This is a genomic window from Sinosporangium siamense (genome assembly GCF_016863435.1).
GTDB classification, from domain to species: domain Bacteria; phylum Actinomycetota; class Actinomycetes; order Streptosporangiales; family Streptosporangiaceae; genus Sinosporangium; species Sinosporangium siamense.
In genome coordinates this window covers 304,444-327,140 of record NZ_BOOW01000006.1, presented here as the reverse complement: position 1 = coordinate 327,140, position 22,697 = coordinate 304,444, and the positions used below count along the sequence as shown (strand labels likewise).

24 protein-coding genes and 1 pseudogene are annotated in these 22,697 nt (G+C 65.4%); 10 read left to right on the top strand and 15 right to left on the bottom strand.

The window, feature by feature from the left end:
- Positions 1 to 502: 502 nt before the first annotated feature.
- Positions 503 to 1,015 (bottom strand): hypothetical protein, encoded by a 513-nt coding sequence (locus tag Ssi02_RS03390; protein WP_204020891.1) that lies wholly within the window; start codon positions 1,013 to 1,015, stop codon positions 503 to 505.
- Positions 1,016 to 1,369: 354 nt separating this feature from the next.
- Positions 1,370 to 1,894 carry a hypothetical protein gene (locus Ssi02_RS03385; RefSeq protein ID WP_204020889.1) on the bottom strand — a complete coding sequence of 175 codons (525 nt, stop codon included), beginning with the start codon at positions 1,892 to 1,894 and terminating at the stop codon, positions 1,370 to 1,372.
- 204 nt (positions 1,895 to 2,098) lie between these two features.
- On the opposite strand from Ssi02_RS03385, the gene Ssi02_RS03380 reads away from it, so the two are divergent.
- The gene (locus Ssi02_RS03380; protein WP_204020887.1) at positions 2,099 to 3,901 is read left to right on the top strand and encodes an alkyl/aryl-sulfatase; all 1,803 of its coding nucleotides are present in this window, start codon (positions 2,099 to 2,101) and stop codon (positions 3,899 to 3,901) included.
- On the opposite strand, the gene Ssi02_RS03375 is transcribed toward Ssi02_RS03380, so the two are convergent.
- From Ssi02_RS03375 to Ssi02_RS03350, 6 genes and pseudogenes are all read right to left on the bottom strand, one after another.
- Complete coding sequence (locus Ssi02_RS03375) at positions 3,891 to 4,046, bottom strand: hypothetical protein (protein WP_204020885.1); 156 nt, start codon at positions 4,044 to 4,046, stop codon at positions 3,891 to 3,893. The genes Ssi02_RS03380 and Ssi02_RS03375 overlap by 11 nt on opposite strands.
- 353 nt (positions 4,047 to 4,399) lie before the next feature.
- The gene (locus tag Ssi02_RS03370) at positions 4,400 to 4,807 is read right to left on the bottom strand and encodes a hypothetical protein (protein WP_204020883.1); all 408 of its coding nucleotides are present in this window, start codon (positions 4,805 to 4,807) and stop codon (positions 4,400 to 4,402) included.
- 131 nt (positions 4,808 to 4,938) lie between these two features.
- Entirely contained in the window at positions 4,939 to 6,507 is a 1,569-nt protein-coding gene (locus Ssi02_RS03365; RefSeq protein WP_204020880.1) for a NucA/NucB deoxyribonuclease domain-containing protein, read from the bottom strand.
- A gap of 82 nt (positions 6,508 to 6,589) precedes the next feature.
- Positions 6,590 to 6,925: a hypothetical protein gene (locus Ssi02_RS03360; protein WP_204020878.1), complete on the bottom strand. Its 336-nt coding sequence runs from the start codon at positions 6,923 to 6,925 to the stop codon at positions 6,590 to 6,592.
- A gap of 76 nt (positions 6,926 to 7,001) precedes the next feature.
- Positions 7,002 to 7,219 (bottom strand): annotated as a pseudogene (locus tag Ssi02_RS39715) (class I SAM-dependent methyltransferase); the annotation flags it as partial.
- Positions 7,213 to 7,350, bottom strand: coding sequence for a hypothetical protein (locus tag Ssi02_RS03350; protein WP_204020876.1), 138 nt, complete (start codon positions 7,348 to 7,350; stop codon positions 7,213 to 7,215). The pseudogene Ssi02_RS39715 and the gene Ssi02_RS03350, both read right to left, overlap by 7 nt.
- 100 nt (positions 7,351 to 7,450) lie before the next feature.
- On the opposite strand from Ssi02_RS03350, the gene Ssi02_RS03345 reads away from it, so the two are divergent.
- From Ssi02_RS03345 to Ssi02_RS38525, 4 genes are all read left to right on the top strand, one after another.
- Positions 7,451 to 7,864 (top strand): MerR family transcriptional regulator, encoded by a 414-nt coding sequence (locus tag Ssi02_RS03345; protein ID WP_204020874.1) that lies wholly within the window; start codon positions 7,451 to 7,453, stop codon positions 7,862 to 7,864.
- Positions 7,865 to 7,995: 131 nt separating this feature from the next.
- Positions 7,996 to 9,102, top strand: coding sequence for a Kelch repeat-containing protein (locus tag Ssi02_RS03340; RefSeq protein WP_204020872.1), 1,107 nt, complete (start codon positions 7,996 to 7,998; stop codon positions 9,100 to 9,102).
- A 143-nt stretch (positions 9,103 to 9,245) separates the two neighbouring features.
- Positions 9,246 to 9,842, top strand: coding sequence for a hypothetical protein (locus Ssi02_RS03335; protein WP_239128568.1), 597 nt, complete (start codon positions 9,246 to 9,248; stop codon positions 9,840 to 9,842).
- A 35-nt stretch (positions 9,843 to 9,877) separates the two neighbouring features.
- Positions 9,878 to 10,045, top strand: coding sequence for a hypothetical protein (locus Ssi02_RS38525; RefSeq protein ID WP_239128567.1), 168 nt, complete (start codon positions 9,878 to 9,880; stop codon positions 10,043 to 10,045).
- A 58-nt stretch (positions 10,046 to 10,103) separates the two neighbouring features.
- Here Ssi02_RS38525 and Ssi02_RS03330 read toward each other — a convergent pair whose 3' ends face one another.
- From Ssi02_RS03330 to Ssi02_RS03320, 3 genes are all read right to left on the bottom strand, one after another.
- Entirely contained in the window at positions 10,104 to 11,357 is a 1,254-nt protein-coding gene (locus Ssi02_RS03330) for an SGNH/GDSL hydrolase family protein (protein ID WP_239128599.1), read from the bottom strand.
- 237 nt (positions 11,358 to 11,594) lie between these two features.
- Positions 11,595 to 12,761: a hypothetical protein gene (locus tag Ssi02_RS03325; RefSeq protein WP_204020868.1), complete on the bottom strand. Its 1,167-nt coding sequence runs from the start codon at positions 12,759 to 12,761 to the stop codon at positions 11,595 to 11,597.
- Between the two features lie 200 nt (positions 12,762 to 12,961).
- On the bottom strand, positions 12,962 to 13,891 hold the full coding sequence (locus Ssi02_RS03320; RefSeq protein ID WP_239128566.1) for a DMT family transporter: 930 nt from the start codon (positions 13,889 to 13,891) through the stop codon (positions 12,962 to 12,964).
- A 642-nt stretch (positions 13,892 to 14,533) separates the two neighbouring features.
- Between Ssi02_RS03320 and Ssi02_RS03315 the strand changes: the two genes are divergently transcribed.
- The 5 genes from Ssi02_RS03315 (at position 14,534) to Ssi02_RS03295 (ending at position 18,457) form a co-directional block, all read left to right on the top strand.
- Positions 14,534 to 14,860, top strand: coding sequence for a DUF8820 family protein (locus tag Ssi02_RS03315; protein WP_204020864.1), 327 nt, complete (start codon positions 14,534 to 14,536; stop codon positions 14,858 to 14,860).
- Positions 14,861 to 14,941: 81 nt separating this feature from the next.
- On the top strand, positions 14,942 to 16,129 hold the full coding sequence (locus tag Ssi02_RS03310; protein ID WP_239128565.1) for a DUF6745 domain-containing protein: 1,188 nt from the start codon (positions 14,942 to 14,944) through the stop codon (positions 16,127 to 16,129).
- Between the two features lie 92 nt (positions 16,130 to 16,221).
- Positions 16,222 to 16,629 (top strand): radical SAM protein, encoded by a 408-nt coding sequence (locus tag Ssi02_RS39710; protein ID WP_373870077.1) that lies wholly within the window; start codon positions 16,222 to 16,224, stop codon positions 16,627 to 16,629.
- Positions 16,630 to 17,232, top strand: coding sequence for an SPASM domain-containing protein (locus Ssi02_RS03300; protein WP_204020860.1), 603 nt, complete (start codon positions 16,630 to 16,632; stop codon positions 17,230 to 17,232).
- Between the two features lie 10 nt (positions 17,233 to 17,242).
- Positions 17,243 to 18,457 (top strand): methyltransferase domain-containing protein, encoded by a 1,215-nt coding sequence (locus Ssi02_RS03295; protein WP_204020858.1) that lies wholly within the window; start codon positions 17,243 to 17,245, stop codon positions 18,455 to 18,457.
- Between the two features lie 34 nt (positions 18,458 to 18,491).
- Here the strand turns inward: Ssi02_RS03295 and Ssi02_RS03290 are convergent, their stop codons facing one another.
- The 4 genes from Ssi02_RS03290 to Ssi02_RS03275 form a co-directional block, all read right to left on the bottom strand.
- Positions 18,492 to 19,370 carry an STM4011 family radical SAM protein gene (locus tag Ssi02_RS03290; RefSeq protein WP_204020856.1) on the bottom strand — a complete coding sequence of 293 codons (879 nt, stop codon included), beginning with the start codon at positions 19,368 to 19,370 and terminating at the stop codon, positions 18,492 to 18,494.
- 1 nt (position 19,371) lies between these two features.
- Positions 19,372 to 20,679 carry an STM4012 family radical SAM protein gene (locus Ssi02_RS03285; RefSeq protein ID WP_204020854.1) on the bottom strand — a complete coding sequence of 436 codons (1,308 nt, stop codon included), beginning with the start codon at positions 20,677 to 20,679 and terminating at the stop codon, positions 19,372 to 19,374.
- A complete protein-coding gene (locus Ssi02_RS03280) occupies positions 20,670 to 21,476 on the bottom strand; it encodes an STM4013/SEN3800 family hydrolase (protein ID WP_204020852.1) in 807 nt (268 codons plus the stop codon). Before Ssi02_RS03280 ends, Ssi02_RS03285 begins: the two co-directional genes overlap by 10 nt.
- 179 nt (positions 21,477 to 21,655) lie before the next feature.
- Positions 21,656 to 22,621 carry an STM4015 family protein gene (locus Ssi02_RS03275; protein ID WP_239128564.1) on the bottom strand — a complete coding sequence of 322 codons (966 nt, stop codon included), beginning with the start codon at positions 22,619 to 22,621 and terminating at the stop codon, positions 21,656 to 21,658.
- Positions 22,622 to 22,697: the final 76 nt, after the last annotated feature.

Below are 22,697 nucleotides of genomic sequence, written 5' to 3'. Positions count from 1 at the left end.
ATCGCACGCCAGCGTTATAGTGCACTGCACGTTAACTACGTACGGAAGGTTCCCGCATGTTGCCGACGCACCTGTAACAGGGGTTGGACCATGGCCTGATCGCATCAGACGATCTCGTGCGGGCCCACCTGCCCGTGTTCTCCCCGGCGCGATGAGACGGCGGCGTCGAGGGTCGACGTACGGCACCCCGCTCCACAGAGGAGGTCCGGTCATGTCCCCCCAGATGACCGCGCAGGCCACGCCACCATAGAGTCCATCTCGGCGAACTCCACGGCGCGTATGGGCAGCCGGGAGAACACCGTCTTGTTCGCGGCCGATGTCACGGCGCTGTTCTCCTGATCGTGCTGACCTTAGCTCTCCAGGAGATACCGAACTCATCGCCGGTTTCGGCGACCGCTCAGCAAGCACACCCCGCAGAGACTGGCAGCGCCGTGACGAGGGGAGGGCACCGCGCTTGATCCGGCCTTCCGCCGGACGATCCCCCTCGTCACGGACGTATGCCTTAGGCGTCCACGCAGTCCTGGTTCTTCAAAGCCAGGCTCATCTCGGTCACCTTCCCACGCTCCACGGCGAAGGAATAGTATGCCTTCGAGTTTCCGGGGACGGCGGCCAGCAGATATCCGTGCACCGTCTTCTTAAACTTCGGGTAGGCCGCGTACAGTTGCTTCGCCGTACTGCCCAGCCTGATGCCCTGCGGGGTCTTAGCGCCCTTCGGGGAGAAGATCACTGCAACGCCGCGCTTGGGAGAGATAAGCAGGTCGGCGCCGTCGAGTTTGTTGGGATCGGCCTTCAGATCCCAGGTGGTGCAACCGCCTTCGCCGTTCCGGTTGCGGACGATCGCCCCCGTGGCCGTGGCCTGCTTGGCCGACATCCCGAGTTTCACGACACCGTAACCCGACGGCCCCAGCGTGGGTGACGATGCGGCGGCGGGCGCGACCGTCGCCGTGATCAGCACCACCCCTCCCACCAGCGCCGCAGCCATCCCGGATCCGATCAGCCCCGTGGCGTTCTTCATGTTCTCTCCTGACGTGTGATCCTGCTTCGAATTCGACTCCCGATCGGCCCGGAAAGTTCACGGATGATCTTCCTGCTTTCCGCCCGCCCCGTCGGCCCTCGCTCAAGCCCACCCGGGGCCGACACTCCCGCGTGTCAGACGTCGCGGACGCTGAACACCTCGCGGGCTTGGACGATGGCTGAGTGCAGGCCGCCACCGACGACGGCAGTGGCTGTGCTCCGGACGGCGGTGAAAAGGGTCTGGGTAAGGAGTCTCTCGTAGACGTCGGCGGTGAGGGTGCCGTTGGAACATCCGGCGCACTTCTCGGCGGCGCCTTACACAGGGTGCAGGACGAGAAGATGACCGGTATCCGGCCTATGCCGAAGCTTGCTCAGCGGCCATGGTCGGAATATCGGCGTACAGGGTCCGAACCGCCTTCTTATCCGCTCCCCACGTGTAGAACTGCCCTTCGAACAGAGTCTCACAGGCCACCGTGGAGCCGTTCGGGCTGGAGGTCACGTCGACAGCGAGGGTCCCACCGAAAGTGCGCCACGAGGACGGGATGGTGGCCTTTACCCGGCAGCCCGCCTCCTGCTGGTCGAATTCGGTCATGTTCAGACCGCGCTGGGCCAGCGAGCACATGACGGCGACCAAGACGCTGCCGACCGGCAGGGAGAACTGCTCTGCCGACGAGCGGCGACTCTTGACGCCCAACTTCTTTCCGAGCGAGTTGCTCATCGGTCCCCCGAAGAGAATTTTCGCTGGGAGTAGGAACTCCTCCGCGCTCATCGCCCAGTCCGAATCCGCATCGTAGCGAGCAATAAGAGTTCTTACCTGCGGAGTCTCCAATAGAACCATCAGTCGATGCTCGTTGCCCCACTCAGGTAACCGCACGGTCATCGAAGCCCCCATCTATGAGTGCATGTCGCCTAAGCAAAACTCTACTTCAGCAGTGATCTCTCCGAGCGTGTCAGCGCTCCGTTTGCATCTCCCATGTGCGCGGGTTTTTCCAGGTCACAACTGGAGCACACGAGAGTCGCCGGAAATGCCCTCTTTTGGGACTTTCCTTGCCTTATCCAAGGCGGTGGCGGGCACCACGGTCTCATGGCAGGCCTTCCCCTGCACGATCGGGCGGACTTCGACGACGCCGGACGGGGATTCATGGCGAAGCTGAGCCCCGCCCTGATCAGAGCGGCCGACGGGCGGGTCGTCTGGGACAACGACGCCTACGACTTCCTCAGCGGCGACTGCCCCGCGACCGCGCACCCCAGCCTGTGGCGGCAGGCGCAGCTGTGCGCCAAGCAGGGGCTCTTCGAGGTAACCGACGGCATCTACCAAGTGCGAGGCCTCGACCTTTCCAACATGACGCTCGTCGAAGGCCACCGCGGTGTCGTCGTCATCGACCCGCTCATCTCCACCGAGTGCGCCGCCGCGGCTCTGCGGCTCTACCGGGACCACCGGGGTGAGCGCCCGGTGACCGGCCTGATCTACACCCACTCTCATGTCGACCACTTCGGAGGCGCACGAGGCGTCACCGACGGCGCCGATATCCCCATCATCGCCCCCGCCCACTTCATGGAGCACGCGGTCTCGGAAAACGTCTTCGCCGGCACCGCCATGAACCGTCGAGCCCTCTACATGTACGGCCAACTCCTGCCGCGCACTCCCGATGGGCATCTCGGCTGCGGGCTGGGCATGGGCACCTCCTCCGGAACGGTCTCCCTCATCCCACCCAACCTCGCCATCACCCACACCGGGCAGGAGGAGACGGTAGACGGCGTGCGCATCGTCTTCCAGCTCACCCCCGACACCGAGGCCCCGGCGGAGATGAACTTCCTGTTTCCCGACCACCGTGCCCTCTGCATGGCCGAGAACGCCACCCACAACCTGCACAACGCGCTGACCCTGCGCGGCGCGCTCGTCCGCGACACCCGCTTCTGGGCCCGATATCTGGACGAGGCCATCACCCTGTTCGCCGACCGCGCCGATGTGGCTTTCGCCTCCCACCACTGGCCCACCTGGGGCAGAGACGGCATCGTCACCTTCCTGTCCCGGCAGCGCGACCTGTACGCCTACCTGCACGACCAAACCCTGCGCATGGTAAATCTCGGCCTGACCAGCACCGAGATCGCCGAAGCCATGCAGGTGCCTCCCGCTCTGGAACAGGCCTGGCACACCCACGGCTATTACGGCTCGGTCAGCCACAACGTCAAGGCGATCTACCAGCGCTACCTGGGCTGGTTCGACGGCAACCCGGCCCACCTGTGGGAGCATCCGCCCGCGCAACAGGCCAAGCGGTATGTCGAATGCCTAGGCGGCGGCTTCGCCGTGCGCGCACTGGCCGAGCGCTACGTCGGGGAAGGCGACCTGCGTTTCGCGGCGACGCTGCTCAACCACGCGGTGTTCGCCGACGAAAGCGACTCGGAGGCCCGCGCTCTGCTGGCCCGGGTATACACACGGTTGGGCCACGGCGCGGAGAACGCCACCTGGCGCAACTTCTATCTGACCGGTGCCGCCGAGCTGACCGGCAGGCCCTCGGCGGGCATGACCGACACCACCGCGCCGGACATGCTCGCCGCACTCACCGCCGAAGAGGTCTTCGACTCCCTCTCCATCCGGGTAAACGGCCCCAAAGCCTGGAACGAGCGATTCGCCATCGACTGGCACCTCACCGACCTGGATGAGCACCATCGCACAACGATGTCCAACGGTGCCCTCATCCACCGCAGGACACCGCCCGATGGCCGGGCGGATCTCACGCTGCGGCTGACGAAACAGCGCCTGCTCGGCCTGCTCGGCGGCGAAGGGGTCGACGCCATCGATCACGACGGCGATATCGCCCTGCTGCGGCGGCTGATGGCCTTGCTCGAAGAACCCCGGCCGGACTTCACCATCGTCACTCCCTGAAGAGCGCGCTCACGCGCAAGGCGAGTCCGCGAAGTGCGGTGGGCACGCTTCGTCCGGTGAACCTGTCGAGGCGATTAGCGGGCCGGCTGTCGGGAGACCAGGCCATCGCCAGCATGCCGCCGAGCAGCCCGAGGAACATGCCCACCAGGAAGCCGCCCAGGTTGGACGTGGCTGCTCACAGCAGGTTGATCCTGTTTCGGCAAGTCCTGCCCGTGCTTCGACATGCGGCGACCGGCCGAGGTCGGCCAGTACGGGACGCCAGTTGAAGACGACAGCGATGCGGGCGGTATGCCCTCGTAGATGTCGGTTGCTGGCAAGCCGCCGAGGACGAACCGATCTTCTGCACCGGTGAGGAGTCGGGCGGCCTACGTTGACGAGGCCCCCGATATTGGGTTCATCTTGGTCGATCAACCACCTACCGGAGACCTCGTTTGGCCTCGATTCCCTGCACCGATTTTCAAGGCGGCGGGGACCCCGCAGCGGACCTTGATACAGGCCCTAGCCCTGCGAGGGCCAGAATTGCAGCTTCAGCAGGGTGAAGCCGACGAGAGCCGGTGTGAACTCCTCATGACCGAGGGACTTGTGATGAACCCTGACGTCCCAGAGTCCGTCCATCCGGCCAAGGTCGAACTCCGCGCCGTAGAACGTGTTACCGGAGTGCTCTTTCACAGCGAAGATCTTCCCCGAGGCGAAACGTACGGTGCCAGACCAGACGCCGTCCCAGGAGCGGAGAGGAGGAGGCTGCCCGTCCCAGAGCTCATACTTGATAAGGCACCGCTCGCCGGGGAGCCTGTTGAACAGGATCCCATTGTCGCCTGCGCCGGCCCACTCCCCCGCGGCGGCCTCAATGTCGTAGAGGTCGTCTTCCTCCTCCGCATCGGCGATGCCCGCCGGGCACGGAGCCATCTCGTGCTCATCAAGGAGTTCTGCTATTACTTCCGCCATGAACTGCCTGACATTCCTATCTCGTCACGGACGAAAATCGCTCCCTGGCCGAGCCACCCTTATCGGTGGCTCGGCCGGGAGGTAGGTTCAGACTACTGGATGTCTATCCAATACTTATCACCGTTCAGGATCCGATTGTTGCTGTACCAGGCTTTGAGCACACGTCCGTGGTCCTGGTTCTGCACCGACTCGATCCGATCGACCGAGAAGTTATGGGGAGGATTGGCTCGGGTCGCGCCCTGCAGGGTCGATGCGAACGGGAACTCATCGCAATCCGTTCCCTCCTCCTTCTTGATTTCGTTCTTGCACACCACGCCCGCCGTCGTACGATTCCCTTCGTTTGTCGGCTCGTACCCATGGCGCGTGAGCGGATTGTGCCAAACGCCACCGGGGATGTTCTTCGCCTGGAGCAGGTCTGGATAGGACTTGCCACCCGGCTTGGGATACGTGACCGACCCCGCAGTGAGTGCACGTTTGATGTGGTCGTACATGTCAGGGAACTTCGTGCCCTTTTCGTTAACGTCGTTCCTGGTCATCGTGAACGAGGGCACTCCCGCGTTGTGCACGCAGCCGCCTCCCCGCTTGTTGTGCCACTTTACCTGGGGCGACCGGTCACACCGGAACGTGCCGTCCGCGTAGATCGGTGTGCTGCTCCGCGTACTGTCTTCAGGATGCTTCACAACCATGGAGTAGTTGACCGTGCAATCGCTCTTGTTGTGATATCCCGTTCCGGGGCCCGACGTGTACTGCTCCTCGATATGCCACGCGTCGCCGGCTCGCGCCTGCCATTGAGCCACGGTGTATTCCCCGGTCATGCCCGTCGCGGACACAGCCGAGCACCCCGGACTGTTCGAGGCGATGGTGCTGGCGAAACGAAGACCGGTGGGGATGGTACCTGACACCCTGTCTATGTAGATGTGCTTGTAGACCTTGAATTCACGCCGGTCAATCGTGCCCTGGATGTAGGTGAGCTGATGCCCCTCGATGTCCCCGATCTTGACCGGAAGGAAGCTCCTAATGCCCCAAACCGGAATCTTCCACCCCGAGTAGCGGCAGTGGGCGAATCGGCTCGGTGTAATCGCGTAGGGCGCATTGCCGGTGCTTGTGGCGCTGTGACACTGCTGGTAGGTAGCGCTGGGCGTAACGGTTGCCCCCTTGCTGGGGAGGACTCGTCTGATCGGCGCCGGATCGGAGGCGGCCGATGTCGCGATGCCTCCTCCACCTGTCTTCGACGCGCCGACAATGAGGTCTCGCCATTCGGTCCACCTGCCGTCACCCGTGGCACCGGAGACTCGGGCACGCCATTTCAGCTCCGAACCGGCCTTCAAGCGCTTCTTCGGTACCTGCAGTGTCACCCGGGAATCGCCGGGCTTGACAGCGGCCTGCCCCGCCCAGATCACCCGGTCGCTTCCGAGCACCTTCGCGGTCTTGGCGGGCTTGTGGGCGATCTGCACCTCCGCTCTCGCCCTACCGTCTCTCGCGGCAGAGACCCATGCGGTCAACCGAGGCGTGCGTGTGGTGGCGACACTGACCCCGGCCACGGTCTTGCCGTCCTCCACCACCAGCTTCTCGACCACTTGGCCACGACCGGCGCCGGCGTCCGCGGTCGACGAGCGCGCCGCTGCGCTTTGCCCCGCTGCGGTGCTGATGGGGGTGTTCATGTCGGTCTGGATCTCCGCCGCGCGAGGCGGGTGGGCCGCCGCTCCTCCAGTGTCCGGGGTACGGCGAAGCCGTGCCTTGGCCTCAGGCTTTGCGGGCGGCGGCGAGGATGAGGGGGATGGCCAGGAACAGCCGTCCGGTTTCCGCCCGTCGCCGCTGGTCCGCCACCCAGGCGTCGTGGTCGCCCGCGCCGACGGCCCCGGCGGACAGCGCGCCGGCGGCCAGGCCCAGCAGCACGGGCAGCATGGCGGCATCGGTGAACACACCGAGGTGGGCTTCGACCCGCACGTCCTGGAAGCCCGCCGCCGCCAGCAGCTCCCGGTACTGCCGGGCGGCGCGTGGCGCGTCGATGCCGTCGGGCGCGGGCGTGGACGATGACGCGGGTGAGTCCGGGGTGGTCGGAGTCGATGAGGTAACCATCCCAGTCCTGCCCGAGGAGGATGATTTGACCGCCGGGCGCGAGCACCCGCCCTGCCTCCCTCAGGGCGCGCGGTGCGTCGGCGAGGTTGTGGTATAGCTTCTCCGCCCGATAGCCCGCCGCCTGCCCGTCGTGGAGGGGCAGCTCGTAGGCGTCGCCGAGGCGGAAGTCGCCTTGGGGGCACGCGAGCGCGCCAGAGTGATCATTTCCTCGTCGAGGTCGACACCGACGGCATTGGCCCCGCGGCCGCCCATCTCGGTGACGGCCCGGCCGGTTCCGCAACCGGCGTCTACCACCGTGTCACCGGGCGCGAACTCCAGGAGTTCGTAAGTGCGGGCACGCAGTCGGCCGCGCCGGGCAGTGAGTCGGCGAGGTCGAGCATGCGGATGAGCGGGGAGGCGTGCTCGGAGGCGGTGTTGTCGAGCATGTCAGCTCCGTTGGATGTATGGACATCCGTAGATGCCGCAGTGGTGTTGGACATGTCGGCAAGACTGCGACTTAATGCCGACATGAAGTCAAACGGCCTGATGAGCATTGGCGAGATCTCCGACCGGTTCGGGTTGGCCACCCATGTCCTGAGGCACTGGGAGTCCATGGGCCTGCTCACCCCCGCCAGAGTGGAGGGAGACCGCTGCCGCTACGGCGCCGACGACGTCGTCCGGGTCGTCATCATCCTGCAGGCCAAGGAGGCGGGGCTCAGTCTCGACGAAATACGCGAGATGCTGCACACCTCCAATGCGAAGGTCCAGCGTGGAATCCTCCTGCACAGGCGCAACGAGACGGCCAAGCGCATCGCCGAGGCCCAGGCGGCACTGGAACTGATCGACTGCGCCTTGGGCTGCGACCACGAGGACTTCGCCAGTTGCGCGGATTTCCAGGAGATGGTCTGGGACCGGATCCCTGCTCCACTGCGCCTCTCCCCCGCGACCGCGGGGAAGTAGCGGCGGGCGGCGGGCTCGATGCGAGAGGATAGAGCCATCGGCCATTCTTAACGAATACGGTCGGCATATCAATATCTGCCGTTGACGCCGCCGGGCTGGAATCATGCTGTGCATAAATCCCGGGAGGCACAATGAAACGCCGCACAGTTATGACCAGCCTCATATCGCTGGCATTGACGGCCGGAATTTCCCCGGCGCACGCCACTCAGACAAAGGAGGGCACGTGGGCAAAACTTCGTACGTACGGCACGCCGCCGTCCGCCCGTTCCGTGCCCTCGACCGCAGCTGTCGGCAGGCATGTCTACGTCTTCGGCGGCGTTCACGACTCCTTCAGCAGCGGCGAGAACACCTTCCTCAACGACGTCCACCGCCTCGACACAACAACCGGACGATGGACCGCAATCCAACCTCAGGGTGTGCAGCCTCCCCCAAGGGCTTGGGCGGATTCGGCACCCTATGGCCACTCGTTTCTGATATTCGGTGGATCACGCTACAACCCGGCAGGGACCGAACTCGAGGTCTTTAACGACCTCTGGTCCTTCGACACCGTATACCGGCGCTGGCGCGAGATCCGCCCGGCCAATGCCGGGCCGAGCGGGCGGAGTGGCGCGACCGTCTGGGTGGGAGGTGGCAGGCTTTACGTCTTCGGCGGGGTCGATGCGACCTTCACTGCCCTCAACGACCTTTGGGCCTATGACTTCGGGCGCAACTCCTGGGCCCTACTCAGCACGAACAGCGCCGCGGGCGCGCCTCCCCCGCGCCACATCGCCTCGTCCGGGACCAAGCCCGTCAACGGCAAGCTGGTGATCTACGGGGGCGAAGGGGTGTCCGGAGGCTCCTTCTCGATGCTCGCCGACACCTGGGAGTTCGACCTCCTGCGGAAGACCTGGAAGGAGATCACGCCGGCGACCGGAAACCTGGAGCCGCCGCACAACTACACCGCGTCCGGGGTGATCGGGAACCGTTTCTATTTGCACGGCGGCGACATTCCCGGCGGGCAGGCGGGGTGCGGCGCGCCGTTCGATCAGAATCCCACCGACGACATCTGGTCGTTCGATCTGAACGCACACACCTGGCGCAGGCATCAACCGCAGGCCCAACCCGCCCGGCTGAAGCGCCACTCGGGGACCGTGGTCTCCGGCCGGATGTACATCAACTCCGGCTGGGACTTCCAGTGTGCCGACGGCGTCGGCCCAGGCCAGGTCTGGAACCTCGACACCTATGTCTTCACTCCGTAGGTCACTGCACGAGGCGTGTCACCACCTCTCCCCTACAAGTCTCCGGGATGAGAACGCCCAATGATTGCCACCGCCCACTCCCGTCACCCTCCTCGGAGCACGATCTCCAGCAACGAACACTGCGGTTGAGGAAAGCTGAACTCATGGCGATTGAGTGGCCCCGAGAGGAAGTCCTCGCAGCGGTCAGAACACATCTGCTACGTGCGGGTGGCGTCACAGACGGGTACTCCGCCGTTGACGTCGTCGCGGAACCCGAAAACATGCTGGTGATCTTCCGCTGGAGACGAGATCCCAACGTATTCGCCATAGAGATCGGGTTCCCGGCGACACCCGAAAGTACGGTGACCGGCGAGCCGTTGCCCTCGGCGGACGCCTGGGCCTCCGACGTCGAGTTCCGCCTCATGGAAGAACTCGACACGGGCCTAATACACCGAGGCCACCGGACCATCCGCGACGGCTACGTCGTATTGGACCCCAAGGACGCTCCAGACATCTGGCCCACCGGGTATTTCATCGACTCGGTTCCTCTCGGTGACGACGTCATGCTCACTCCCCCGCCGCTCTCTGCAATCGCCTGCTGGTTGGCCGAGGCAGGGATGGATGTCACCATCCCCAGGCGACTGATCGCCGAGGCCAGGCCTTCTGGCTTCAGGCATATGTCAACAACTCCCGTGGGGAACCGTTTGTCGGTCATGCGGCCGCGTCCTGGGAGGACAAGCAGCACGCCACCGCCCGTCTAGACCCAGTGCACATCCAGCCCGGCATCCCATCGGGGGTGCGTGACGCGCTCGTACGTTTGGTGATCTTCAAGGCGGCCGAGGCCGGCGCCTTGCACGTCGTCACCTCGATTGAGGAGCCCGAACTCCGTGGGCTGGGGTTTCAGCCCACGGACGGCGGCGGCCTCGTGTTCCACACCAGCAGCGCCAAACCGCCCGGGGCCTGACAATGGGCTCCGTTCAACACCTCGTGTACGGCGAAGCCCCGATCCGGTCTTCCAGAGGTCAGAGAGCGCCGAGGTCGACGGCCTCGGCCATCGCCCGGTAGCCGGCGTCGTTCGGGTGGAGGTGGTCGCCGCTGTCGTAGGCCGGGCGGAGACAGTCGCCGTCAGACGGGTCGGCCAGCGCACGCTCGAAGTCCACCACGCCGTCGAACCCACCGCCGGTGCGGATCCACTGGTTGACGGCGTCGCGCACCGACTCGCCGTGGTCGGTGAAGAGCGGTGAGCCCTTGAACGGCGGCATGGTCCCGCCAATCACCTTCACACCGTCGGCGCGGGCGGCGCGGATCAGTTGCCGGTAATCGTCGATCAGTGCGTCCGCGGTCATTTTCGGATTGGGCACCGTACAGGCCGACGGGACGGTGTCACCGTGCATGATGTCGTTGATGCCGCCCATGGTGATCACGGTCCGCGCCCGGGGATGGTCGAGCACATCACGCTGGAAGCGGTTGAAGAAGCTCTCCCCCAGGCAGGCCGAGTCGTTGAGCACCCGATTGCCGCCGATGCCGCTGTTCAACACCACCTCTGTGCGGCCCGCGCGCTTCAGCCGCTGAGCAAGCACGTCCGGATAACGGCGGTCGGCGTCCGTCGTCGCCCCCTGGCCGTCGGTGATCGAGTCGCCGAAGGCCACGATCGTGTCCCGCCTCGCATGTGCGCGGTCGACGACGTCCAGTCCCGCCAGGTAATACCAAGAGGTGCTCCGCTCGCTGAACGACGCCGCACCCGGATCGCGGAGATGATCACCTGTGGCTCGGTATGAGGTGGCGACGGCGAGGTTGTGGTTGGTGGCCGGGCCGCTGGCTCCCTTGAAGTAGAGGGTCACCGTCACGTGCTCGTGGGCTCTCACCGACAGGTTGACGGTGTCGCTCACCGCGCGCCCGCCCGCGGGGACGACCACGGTGCCGGACCCGCCGAACCTCACCGTCCGCATCGTGTCCGGGCGCACTGCCGCGCCTCCCGCCGTCTTGCCGATGCTCGCACCGGTCAACGTGAGGGGGGCTGTGCCGTACGCATTGGTCAGGCGCACCCGCAGCTTGGAGCCTCCCACGCCGACGCGGACGACCTGGCGCACGGACTGGTCCTTGAAGCCTTCGTAGGCCCAGTTGGAGATCCATTCGCTCTGACTCGGGTGTTGTACGGCTGTCGCCCAGCCGCTTGTCCAACCGAGTCCGTCGGGTCGCGTGGCGGCATTGGCGGTGGTGGGCAGGGCACCGAGGAACAGCGCCCCCATCATGGCGATCAACGACACTCTGGGCATCGAGAACACGTGAAACGTCCTTCTTCTCAGGGATTGAGGGAAGGGCCTGGGCTGCGATGTGTAGGCAGCCGACCCTTCACCCAAAGTTGCGAAGGACCGCTTTCACGAACAACCGCCGAGTAGGAAACGTGCGATCACTCAAACTTATCGTTGGGCGGTTGCGCTGGCGTGGCTGTGTTGAGCTCCTCCTCGGTCTGCGGGGCGATGTGGATGTCGACGAACACGCCTTAGCTGTGGTTATGGGGTTGGGGTGTAGCGCAACGTGCCGGTGTTCACATACATATTGAGATCGGACGCCGCGACCACGAGCCCTCCTGGGTCGCGTTCGATCAGCATCACCGAAGCGGAGAGTTCTTGGAGTCCTTCCGCCACAGATGCCTCCGACAGCTTGGTGGCATGCGCGATCTCCTTCACGGTGGCTCCGGGGGACACGTGATCCGCTACGACACGGGCCACCGGGCTGACGATCATGGAACGAGGGACGACCAGGACTATCCGATCGATGAGCTCCGATAGATCGGGTGGATATTCGGGAGTGCCTTCCGATGAAGTGCGCAATTGAGGGATCTCGCCCCTCAGCAGACCGGATTCCGCCTGTTTGATCGCCTCTCGCCCGCCGGACAACAATTCCATAAGGCCTGTCAGGCCATAATTTATGTAAACGAGGTAGGCCATGCGTAGAAAGTCATCGTAGTGCTCTCGGCGCCTGTCATAGACGCCGGAAAGCCGATGAAAAGTCTCGATCCACAGCGTGGGCATGGCCCCCACGAGGTCATAGCTCAGAATAACAGCACCGACGAGCTCCGCGATGCCCTCTTCAAGCCCGCGCCCCATAAGATGAGGAGAGCTTTCCCCGAGAGCCACGCGAATTATCTCACGACAGATAAGCACTTCGGTGGACAGCGGATGAATCTGGTCAGCGACCAGATAAAGGCCCGTTTGGAGGCCATACCGCCGATGGTCGCCCTTGTCCACGGCGCGCACGGCATATGGGTGCCCGTCGAATGGCGGTGGAAGGGTGTCGACGATGCTGACCATGGGTTCTGCGACGTCCAGCCCATAAGATCCCAGGAAGTCCCTCGCGTGGGTGATGGCGTTGCCGAAGCAGCGATCGAGGTCTGAGTGGTCCACTATCCGCTGGCGGACATCGGGGTCGCCGATGACACGTGCGAGGTTTTCCGCCTCGGCTCGTATCAGGACCGACGTGGCGCGTGTGGCGTCATCGGTGACATCTAGGGGCGAGTCAATAAAATCGAAGAGAAGCTCCACCATGTCATCGGGATCGACTCTCGCGTCCTGAATGCGCTGAGGAAAGTGTGAGATTAGTCGATGCGGCAGGGCACACTGCGAACCACCGTGGCAGAATCCGCTCCACAGCAAGTCCTTACCCAAAAGTATGGACACGGGACCTCCCCTTTGCGGCGTCATGATGTCGATCAGGTGTCGTCAACGCCACCACCACCGAGTCCGGCAAGGCATCCTCGGTGACATCCTTCCGGCGATTGCCCGCCGTATTATCGCATCGCCGTGCGCCACACTCCCGCTGTTCGGGGGCGGGTGATTTCACCAGAAACAACCACCCCGCCCCCGAAATCACTCACAGATCAGCGCAGCATCGGCTCCGGAGCCGCCACCGGCCGCCGGGCCGCCGCCCGGCGTTCACCCACGATCAGTACGGCTACCGCCCCGAGCAGTACGGCCGCGCCCGCGAGAGCGGCGACGGTGAGGTGCTCCTGCAACAGGAGAGCGGCGAGGACGGTGGCGCTCACCGGTTCCATGAGGGCGATGACCGAGGCGGTGGCCGCGCGGACCACCGACAGGGCGGCGAAGAACAGCAGGTAGGCGAGAGCGGTGGGAACCGCCGCGAGGAAAGCCATCAGGGCCACCGTGTGCCCCATGTCGCCCGTCGGAGGCCAGATCCCTTCCATCAACGCCGGGGGCAGCAGGCACACCATACCTACGGCGAAGCCTTGCAAGGTGGACGTCACGGCTGAGCCGTACCCGCCGGCCGGCCCGGTAGAGGTGGAGTGGCGGTTGGCGAGGGTGGCGGCGGCGTAGCCGAGTGCGGAGATCACCGCGCAGGCTAGGCCGAGGAGTGGGGCGGGGGCGGGGTTGACGGTGCCGCCTACGACGAGGAGGGCTAGGCCGGCCAGGGCGGCGGAGGTGGTGAGAAGTCCTAGTCGTCCGAGTCGTTCGCCGAGGAAGATGTGGGCTCCGACAGCGATGAGGATCGGGGACAAGCCGATGGCGACGACCGTGCCTATGGCAAGCCCGGCGAACTCGATGGAGGCGAAGTAGGTCGCCTGGGAGATGGCCAGACCGGTTCCGGTGATGGCGATCCGCCGCCATCGGTCTTTGGGTGCCGGCTGGGGGATTGTGTGGCTACGCCGTACGAAGAGGGCGACTAGGGCTAGAAGTGCGACGGCTCCGGCGAAGCGCCAAAAGGTGACGGCTATCGGGCCGAGGCCACTCACGTCGTAGAGCATGGCGGCCACGGCGCCACCGGTGCCCCACGCTGTTGCTGCGATAAACACGCAAATTAGGCCTTGCCGTACGGACAAGGCATGAACGTTCACACTCAAGGGTTCTCCATGAGTCTCGACGCCTATAAGTCCAGGCATTTGCAGACATGCCTGGAACGGCCCGGAGGGACATCACGGGCCGTGAGATGTCAGAAATCGCTCGCTTGGGGAGCGTGACAGGGGGGTTCCGCTACGGAACCGGGGGCGGCGAGACCATGTAGGAACTCATAGTCGGCATCCAACCACGGCGTGATCGACGGTCGCCATGCCTTTTCGGGCGGGCAGCAGCCAATCTTGATCCAGGTCGGCGTTCCTGGGCGTACGGCTCGACCACAGGAGGCCACCGCCTTGATCCAGGTCGGCGTTTCTCGGCGCAGGGCTCGGCCATGAGAGGCCACCGCCTTGATCGACTTCGGCGTCCTCGGGCGTACGGCTCAGCCTTTCCACCAGGCGGCCCTTGACCCGGCCCCGGCTCGGCGTCCTCGGGCCCGCGGCTCGGTCAACGGCAGGCCGGGCCGCCCACCGCGAAGCCTCTCGCCGTCGCTCGCCGGGCCGTTCTCGACCCCGCCGGGAAATGTCGGTGAGGGCGGCTAACTTGCCGTGTCAGGTCACGACGCAGTGTTGATCCAGGAAGTGTTGATCCAGGAGGCAAGGATGTTCCGTCAGGGCGATATTTTGATCATGCCTGTTCCCGAGGAGTCGGTGCCGGCGTCGGTGCACACGCTGCCCTCCGTGCCGCGCGACGGGCGTGGGCGGCTTGTTCTCGCGCTCGGTGAGGCGACTGGGCACGCGCATGCGGTGGTGGGGCAGGGCACGCTGCTGCGCGACCCCGATCCGATGCTCCCCCAGCATCTGCATGTGACGTCCGCCGCGAGGGTGGTCCACGAGGAGCACGACCCGATTTCCCTCCCCCCGGGGTGGTATCGCGTGGTGAGGCAGCGCGAATACATCCCGGGTTCGGTGCGCATGGTCGCCGACTGACCGCCGGTCTCGATCGCAGGTGACGATCCGTTCAATGAGTCCCGAGTCCTGAAACCCTGTAGACCCCCTTGGAGATTTTCCATGAGCGCCACCCCCTCCACCTCGTCCGCTCCCGCCGGGACGCTGGTTTCCTTTGACGCCGCCGCTGCTCTAGTGGAGGCGGCCGACAGATGGTCGACGGTCGCGTTCGCCACCGGCGGCGCCGATCGCGACCGGGCCGAAGCGGGCATTCGCCGGAGTTACCAGACGGCCGGCCTGTCCTCGCCGGAGCGCGTGGTGTGGGTCCCTTCGCCCGCTCATGGAGCGATCGCCGCACTGCTGGTCACCGGTCAGGACCTCGGCGGGTTCACCGAGGGTCCGGTGGCCGCGATGGTCGCCGAGGTGCGAGAGCTGGTGGGGGCGGCCGAGGCGGGGCAGAGCGTTCGCCGGGTCGTCCGCGACCTCCCGTGGGAGGCGGCACGGTCGGCTGCCGTGACCGAGTTGGGCCCGCAGGGGTGGGCGCACGCCTGGTCGCTCACCGGAGGGCGTCTCTGGCCGCCCACGTCGAGCCTGGTGACCCAGGTCCGGCGTGCCATCGGCGAACTGGTGCCGGAGCAGGACGACGCCAAGGCCCGGATGTTGCGCGAGGCCACCCTCGACGCGATCCTCGGCCACCAGGACGCGGCCTGGCTGGCGGTGTTCGACGGTCTGGTTCAAGGTGGGGGGGCGACCGAGGCCGCCTGGCCCGAGGGGCTGGCTGCCCTGGCCGAGGTCACCCGGGCAGCCGGATGGTGGTGGCCGTTCGAGCGCCTGGTCATCGCGGCCGAGCTCCCCGTGGAGCTCCACCGCGACGAGCTGGCCCGGCTCCACCGGGGCGACGGCCCGGCGCTGGCCTACCAGGGCGGGTTCGCCCTGCACGCGTGGAGCGGCATGCCCGTCCCCGGAGACTTCATCGCCACCCTGCCCACGGCCACCCCGGCCGACATCAGGGAGCAGGACAACGCCGAGCTGCGGCGAGTCATGCTCGAACACTACGGCTTCGACCGCTACCTCACCGACACCGGCGCCAAGCCCGTCCAGAAGGACGAGACAGGCGTGTTGTGGCGGGTGGACATGCCCAACGACGAGCCCGTAGTGATGGTGGAGGTCGTCAACTCCACGCCCGAGCCCGACGGCACCTCCCGCCGCTACTGGCTCCGTGTCCCCCCGTCCACCGAAACCGCCCGAGCCGGCGTCGCCTGGACCTTCGGCGTGGAGCCGGACGACTACTCCCCCCTCAAGCAGACCTAATCGAATCGCTCAACGCCAAATATTCTCCATAAAACGTAAACAGCTGACTTTCAACTATTCTGAGGCTCTGGTATTCCTGATAAGCGGTATACATGGCCCTAAAAACCACACCTCGGAGGGGCTTGACGGAGGCGGCGGGCGTGGTGGACCGTCGTGGTGCGGCCTCATCAGCCCTGATGGGGCGAGGTTCTTATCCGGCCGCCGTGTCGCGAGGATGTCACCAGATGACCGCTCCACCGCTCCCCGCACAACCCACAGTTGCGAGTCTGCGTTTCCTATGGGCCGAGTTAACTACCAGATGTGGATTACGCTGCATTCACTGCTATGCCTCGGCAGGACCGGACGGAAATGACGGAACTATGAGCGTTGCCGACTGGAAGGCAACGTTCAACCAGGCTGCCCGGCTCGGGGCGCGTACGATCTCTATGATCGGAGGCGAGCCGACCCTCTATCAGGGGCTGGAGGACCTGATTAGGCATGCCCTCGGGCTTGGCCTTTAGGTGGAGGTTTACAGCCATCTGGCCCACCTTCCCGACCGTCTGCTGGAGGTGTTCGCGCTGCCAGGAGTGCGCATCGCGTGCTCCTTTTACTCAGATGACGAGAGCGAGCACCGGCAGATTACTGGTCGCGACACACTGAAGAGCACCCAGGAGAACATCGTCCGTGTCCTCGATCGTTCTATCCCGCTGAGAATAGGGATGGTGCACATTCTAGAGGGGCAGCGAATCGAGCAGGCCAAGGACCTGCTCACCACGATGGGCGTGACTGAGATCGGCGTAGACAGGCTCCGCTTGCTTGGCCGCCCGCAACGCAAGGCACCCGAGATCACCGAACTCTGTGGGGCATGCGGGCTGCGGTCGGCAGCTGTGCTTCCTAACGGGGAGGTCACGCCATGTCCACTGGCGCGATGGATGGCTGTCGGAGACGTGCGCGAGTTGGGCTTGCGTAACGCGCTCGACAGGATGAGGCCTGCCGCCGACAAGATTGCCGCGGCGTTGCAAGAGATCAGAATGTGCGGGCCACACAACGACGGGCAATGCTACCCGTGCGAACCTTCATGCAATCCCGGCTGTGACCCCGGCGTCGACCTGGAAGAGGAGTGAGGAAGTCCCCTTGAAATGGTCGGACGTCCGGCGCCGGGAGCTGATCGGCTCTCTCGTCGACTACCTCACTGGCAAACGCATTCTGCCCATCGACGATTGGCGGAGTCGGGTCTGGTACTCCGGGCTGTTCGAGGTGCCGCGTGACCTTTTTGTCCCCACCACCGGGTGGGCGGTGCCGTTCACCGAGGGGAAAGAACGGGCTATCGATAGAAGACGGGACGCCGGGGACTGGTTGAAAGCGGTCTACTCCGACACCACGATCGTGACCCAGCGGGACGACGGGGCGACAGATCCTGCTGATCCCTCGGGCATGCCGACGTCGTCGTTGACGCTGCCGTCACAGTCGCTGGCTCTTCTCGGACTCCTCGATGTGCACGATCACCATCGCGTGCTGGAGGTCGGGACGGGGACCGGCTGGACGGCCGGGATGCTGGCCTGGCGGCTTGGTCACGACAGAGTTGTGACGGTCGAAATCGACAAGGACCTGGCGGAGATCGCACGGGCGAACCTGGGCTCGGCCGGTCTTGATCCGCCCGTCGCCGCAGGAGACGGGGAGCAAGGGTTCGCTGAACATGCTCCCTACGATCGCATCCACGTCACCTGTGGGGTCCGCGACGTCCCCGCCGCCTGGATCGAGCAGGCACGCCCAGGCGGGGTGATCGTTCTTCCCTGGTTGCCTCCCGTCACATCCTTCTCAGGTGGTCATCGGCTGCGGCTGGACGTTGTGGGAGACGGGGTTGCGGTCGGCCGCTTCGACGGCAGTTGCGGCTACATGCTGCTCCGGGGGCAGCGGCACTCATCATGGTCTGAACCCGCCGGTGAGCCTCTCGTTGGAACAACGCTGTTCGATCCACGCACCATCAGCTCCCTATCGGACAACCCGGTCGACCAAGGCGCGACCGTCCTGCTTGCGGCCCTGCTGCCTCGGGTGGAGGTGCAAGTCTCGCGAGTTCGGCGGCAGAGTCGCATAGTGCACACGACCATGCTGCGTGATCTAGAAAGTGACGCACAGGCCACCTGTGAAGCGGTGGACGGTGAGGACAAGCACACAGTCACCCAATACGGCTCTCGCCGACTGTGGGAGGAGCTCGAGGCGGCCTACTTAGAGTGGATCAGGTTGGGCAGGCCGGCCAGAGATCGGTTCGGTTTGACGGTAAGTGCTGGTGCCGGCATAGACATCTGGCTGGATACACCAGGGCAGCGAATAGCTCCGATCTCCCGATAGTTGTCAGCCGCGATCCGGCCAAGACAGGCCACCGTCAACCAACACTTCGCGTCCTCGCCGTGCCCCCCGGCGGGGCGTGGGGGATGCGTTCGAGCACGCCTCCGGCGTACACGTCATAGAGGCCCAGCGGTTCCAAATGCACGTAGCCGATGTGGCAGTCGCACACAGCCAAAGGGCATCCGCGGGGGCGGAGGGCTGAGCGGAAAGAGTTGTCGTACAGGTTGCCGAGGATTTGGGGGACGAAGTGGCAGCGACGGACTGTCCCATCGCCGGCCACCGAGATGACGGACTCCCCCGTACGGCAGGGCCTGCCCAGGCTGTGATGCGGGTGGCGGCTGTAGGAGAACAGTGGGTCGAGGTCGTGCCAGGGAGCGGCGTCCTCATCTGTGTATACGTGTCCTTCGGCGGCGTTCACCCATAGATAGATTTCAGGGGGCAATGCATCGCGTAGGCGCCGGGCCTCCTCCACGTGCTCCGGTAATCCCACGATGCCAACGCTGAAGCGCACTCCCATCTCCGCCAACTCACGGCAGCGGGCCACGAAGCGCTCACGGCTGACCTGGGTCGGATGGTAGGTGACCCACAAGGCCAGGGTGCTGAGGTCGGCTTCGGTCAGCCAGGTCAGGCGGCAGCTCAGGTTGGTTTGGATGGCGACTCTGTCCAAGTGGGGCAGGTGGCTTAGGGTGACCATGGCCCGTCTGTACCACGATCGCACCAAGCCCTCTCCCCAAGGGGTGAACAACACCGAGAGCTGGTCGGGAGCATCGGTCACCCATGTTGTGAAGCGTTCCAGGGCGGCACGGTCTTCGCGTAGCTGGGTGGGGGTGTCGCGGCGCTTGGCGAAGGGGCAATAGGCGCAGTCGTAGTCGCAGCTCGACAAAGGCCCGCGGTAAAGAATGGTCAGCGGAGCCATCTCAACGCCCCTCATAAGTGTTCATCAGCGCTTGCACCGCAGGTGAGAACAACGACGGGCCAATGGCGTCGGAGTGGGCCAGACCTTCCGCCGTCAAGGCCAGGCGTTCGGCGTCGGCGGTCAACCAGCCGGTGTCCGCAAAACGCTCCAACGTGGGGAAGTCCGCGACGGCGTCCGTTCCGAAGGTCTCTCGGTAGGCTTCGCGGTCCAGGCCCTCAGCTTGGAGGAGTGACTGGATGAGATAGCGGCGGCGGCGTTCGTGGTCGTTCAGGTGGAACCCGCCTTCGGCGTAGGCGAAGTCGCCGGCCGGGCGCCCTACGTAGTCGTCGATGATGGCGCGGACGTGCCGGGCCCCCACGGCGTAGTCAAAGGAATAGTGCACCTCGCCCGTGTAGGAGCGGGCGCCGGCACCCAAACCGACCATGCCGTCTCGTTGGCAGCAATATTCGCCGGCGTCCCCACCTGTTCCGGGCAGGCGGAACATGCGCATCGACACCTGTTCATATCCCTCGGCCAGCAGATGGTCGCGTCCTTCGCGATATAGCGTCATCCGCTGGTCGTCCCAGTCCACGGCGTGCCGTCCCAGACCGGTCAACGGGCGGACATACAGGGGATAGAGGTAGATCTCCTCAGGACGCCATGCCAACGCCGCGTCCAGGGAATAGCGCCATGACGTCGAGGTCTGGCCGTCGATGCCATAGATCAGGTCGATGTTCAGCCGTTCAAAGCCTTCCGCTCTAATGGCGGTCAGGGCTTTCTCTACCTCCGCCCGCTTTTGAGGGCGGACGGCGGCTCGGGCCTCGGCGTCGATGAAGCTCTGGACTCCGATGGACACCCGGTTGGTCCCACTCGAACGAAGCACGGCCAACCGGTCGGGGGTGGCTGTCGCGGGGGACGTCTCCACGGACAGGGGCATGGTGTGGAGGTCGGCCCCCATCTCCTTCTGCGCGATGTCGAACAGGCGCTCCAGCTCTCCCGCGCTCAAATAGGTGGGTGTGCCTCCGCCAAACGCGGCCACCGCGAAGCGTGCGTCGTCTCCGATCGCGGCGCGTACGGCGGAAGCCTGCCTGTCCAAGGCGTCAAGGTAAGCCTGGGTGAGCTTCTCGGGCGCCCCCGTCCGGGTGAACAGGTTGCAGAAGCCGCATCGCATCTCGCAGAACGGGATGTGGATGTAGAGGAAAAGTGCCTTCCGACGCGGCTCCGCCGCCCAGAGGTCACGCAGATCAAGACGCGGCGCGAACTGACGATATGCCGTTTTATGGGGATAAGCGTAGACATACCCCTGGTAGGGGCCACTCGTTACTTCCACGAACCTTGCTCCAGAACAAACTCGCCATAAGGAACCGTCCACACGACCTCATGGCCCAGGCGATGGCCCACGTGACCGTCCTCGCCATAGGCCGTGCCATGGTCTGAGGTGACGATCGCGAAGCACCTTCGCCGTGAACTCATCAGCGCGAACAACTCCCCGATATGGCGATCCACATATTCCAACGCCGCCCCATGCGACTCCACCGTGTCCCCCCGGTCGGCGCCTGAGTGGTGGAACCAGTTGGGCTGATGCAGCGCCGAGACATTGACGAACAGGAACAGCCGCCGGTCCGCGGGAAGCCCGGCGACGGTCCGCGAGGCGCAGGCGATCTGCTCCTCCAGTGAGGTCGGCGACGTGACGCCGAACGACGGTGACCAGTGGCTCTCGGCGAACAGCCCGGGGAGCGCGGAGCCCAGTGGCGTCAGCTTGTTGAAGAACCCCACTCCCCCGATGCACACGGTGTGATAGCCCGCGGCGGCGAGGCCGGTGGGCAGGTCGGCGGCATCGAACACCCACGTGCCGGGAGCGGTGGTCTCGCTCCCGGGAAAGGCGGCGGCGAACAGGCGCGGGTGGGGACCGGAGGTGACGGGGGTGGGCAGGAAACCGGCGAGCATGGCGGCGTGGGCGGCGTAGGTGAAGTTGCCGGGGGTGTGGCGCTTCTCCCAGTGGCCGCCGGGGAGGGCACGCTGGAGGTTGGGGATGCGACCGCGGGCCATCAGATCGGCGGCGACGTCGTAGCGCAGGGTGTCAAGGGTGACCAGCAGCAGGTCGTGAGTGCCGACGACGGCGTTCATGTCAACCGAACGCGAGGCGGCGCGCACCTCGGACAAGGCCGGCCGAGGGGGCACGGACGGAGGCGAAGCCGAGCGTGAGCACTCCAGGTCAGCCGTCCCTCCTTCGGACAAGGACGTCCCAGGGACCACCGGAGGCATCCCGGCCGCGCCGGCGGAAGGCGAGACAGGCACGGCGGAGCTCATTCGGAGACCGTGATGTAACGCCTGCTGTCGTTCCCGTAGGACCTGCAGCGGTCGCCAAGCTTTAGATCGACACCCGTGCCGCCGAAGGTGCTCTCAACCTTGGCCGCCATCGTGGGGCTGAGGAAGTGGTGGCGCAGGTCGAGCCGTTTGAGGTGGGTTAGGGGCTGACCTGAGAGGAGAGCCGCAGCTCCCTCATCGCTCAAAGCCCCAAGGGCGAGGCTCAGCGACTCAAGGCGCGCGACGATCGGCGCATGGGCGACGGCGAGGGCGATGTCATCCTGAAACTCGCTGTTCTCCAGCCCAAGGTGGGTGAGCGCGGGAAGACGTTCGCCGGACAGCAGAGGGCCCAGGTCGGTGACGGTGACCGTGCACCCGTAGTTGTCGGAGCCAAGCCACAGGTCGAGGTGCCGCAGCGCGGGAAGGTCGCAGTCGAGCACGGCGCGCGGGACCTCGACCGGAAGGCCGCCCGTCTCGAACCGCAACACGCGCAGGGACTCGTGCCGCAGCGGCGCCAGCGACACACCGTTGCCACCCCGCACGTCCAGCCGCTCCAGCTGAGGGAAGGCGGTGAGGAGCGGCGTGATGTCGCTCTGCTCGATCCAGGAGATCTCATTCTCCTCCTGAGGAATCGCCCCGAGAAAGATCGAACGCAACGCGGGAAGCCGGTCGGCGGCCTCGGCGAGCAGGCTCACCACCTCTGCGGAGCTGCCGTCGAACTCGGCCCACATCCCCACCACAATCGCCTGGATCCGAGCGGGATCGACGCGTCTCAGCAACCTCTCGAACCGGGTCGCGAAGTCGTCGGAGTTGACCTCGCCGTCAATGTCTGCCGCGACGCGCCACGCGACCCCGCGCGCCGGAGGCAGCGGTGTCTCGTCGTCTTCGGGAGAGGAGACCACCGGCAGCCCGGCATAGACCTTGTCTATCGCGCTCACATCACCGTAAAAGGCGGTGTCCTCCACCAGGGGCTCCCCTCCGCGTCGTGCCGTGCGCACCACTTCTACCAGGGGTCACCGACAATCCCACCACCCGGTTGAA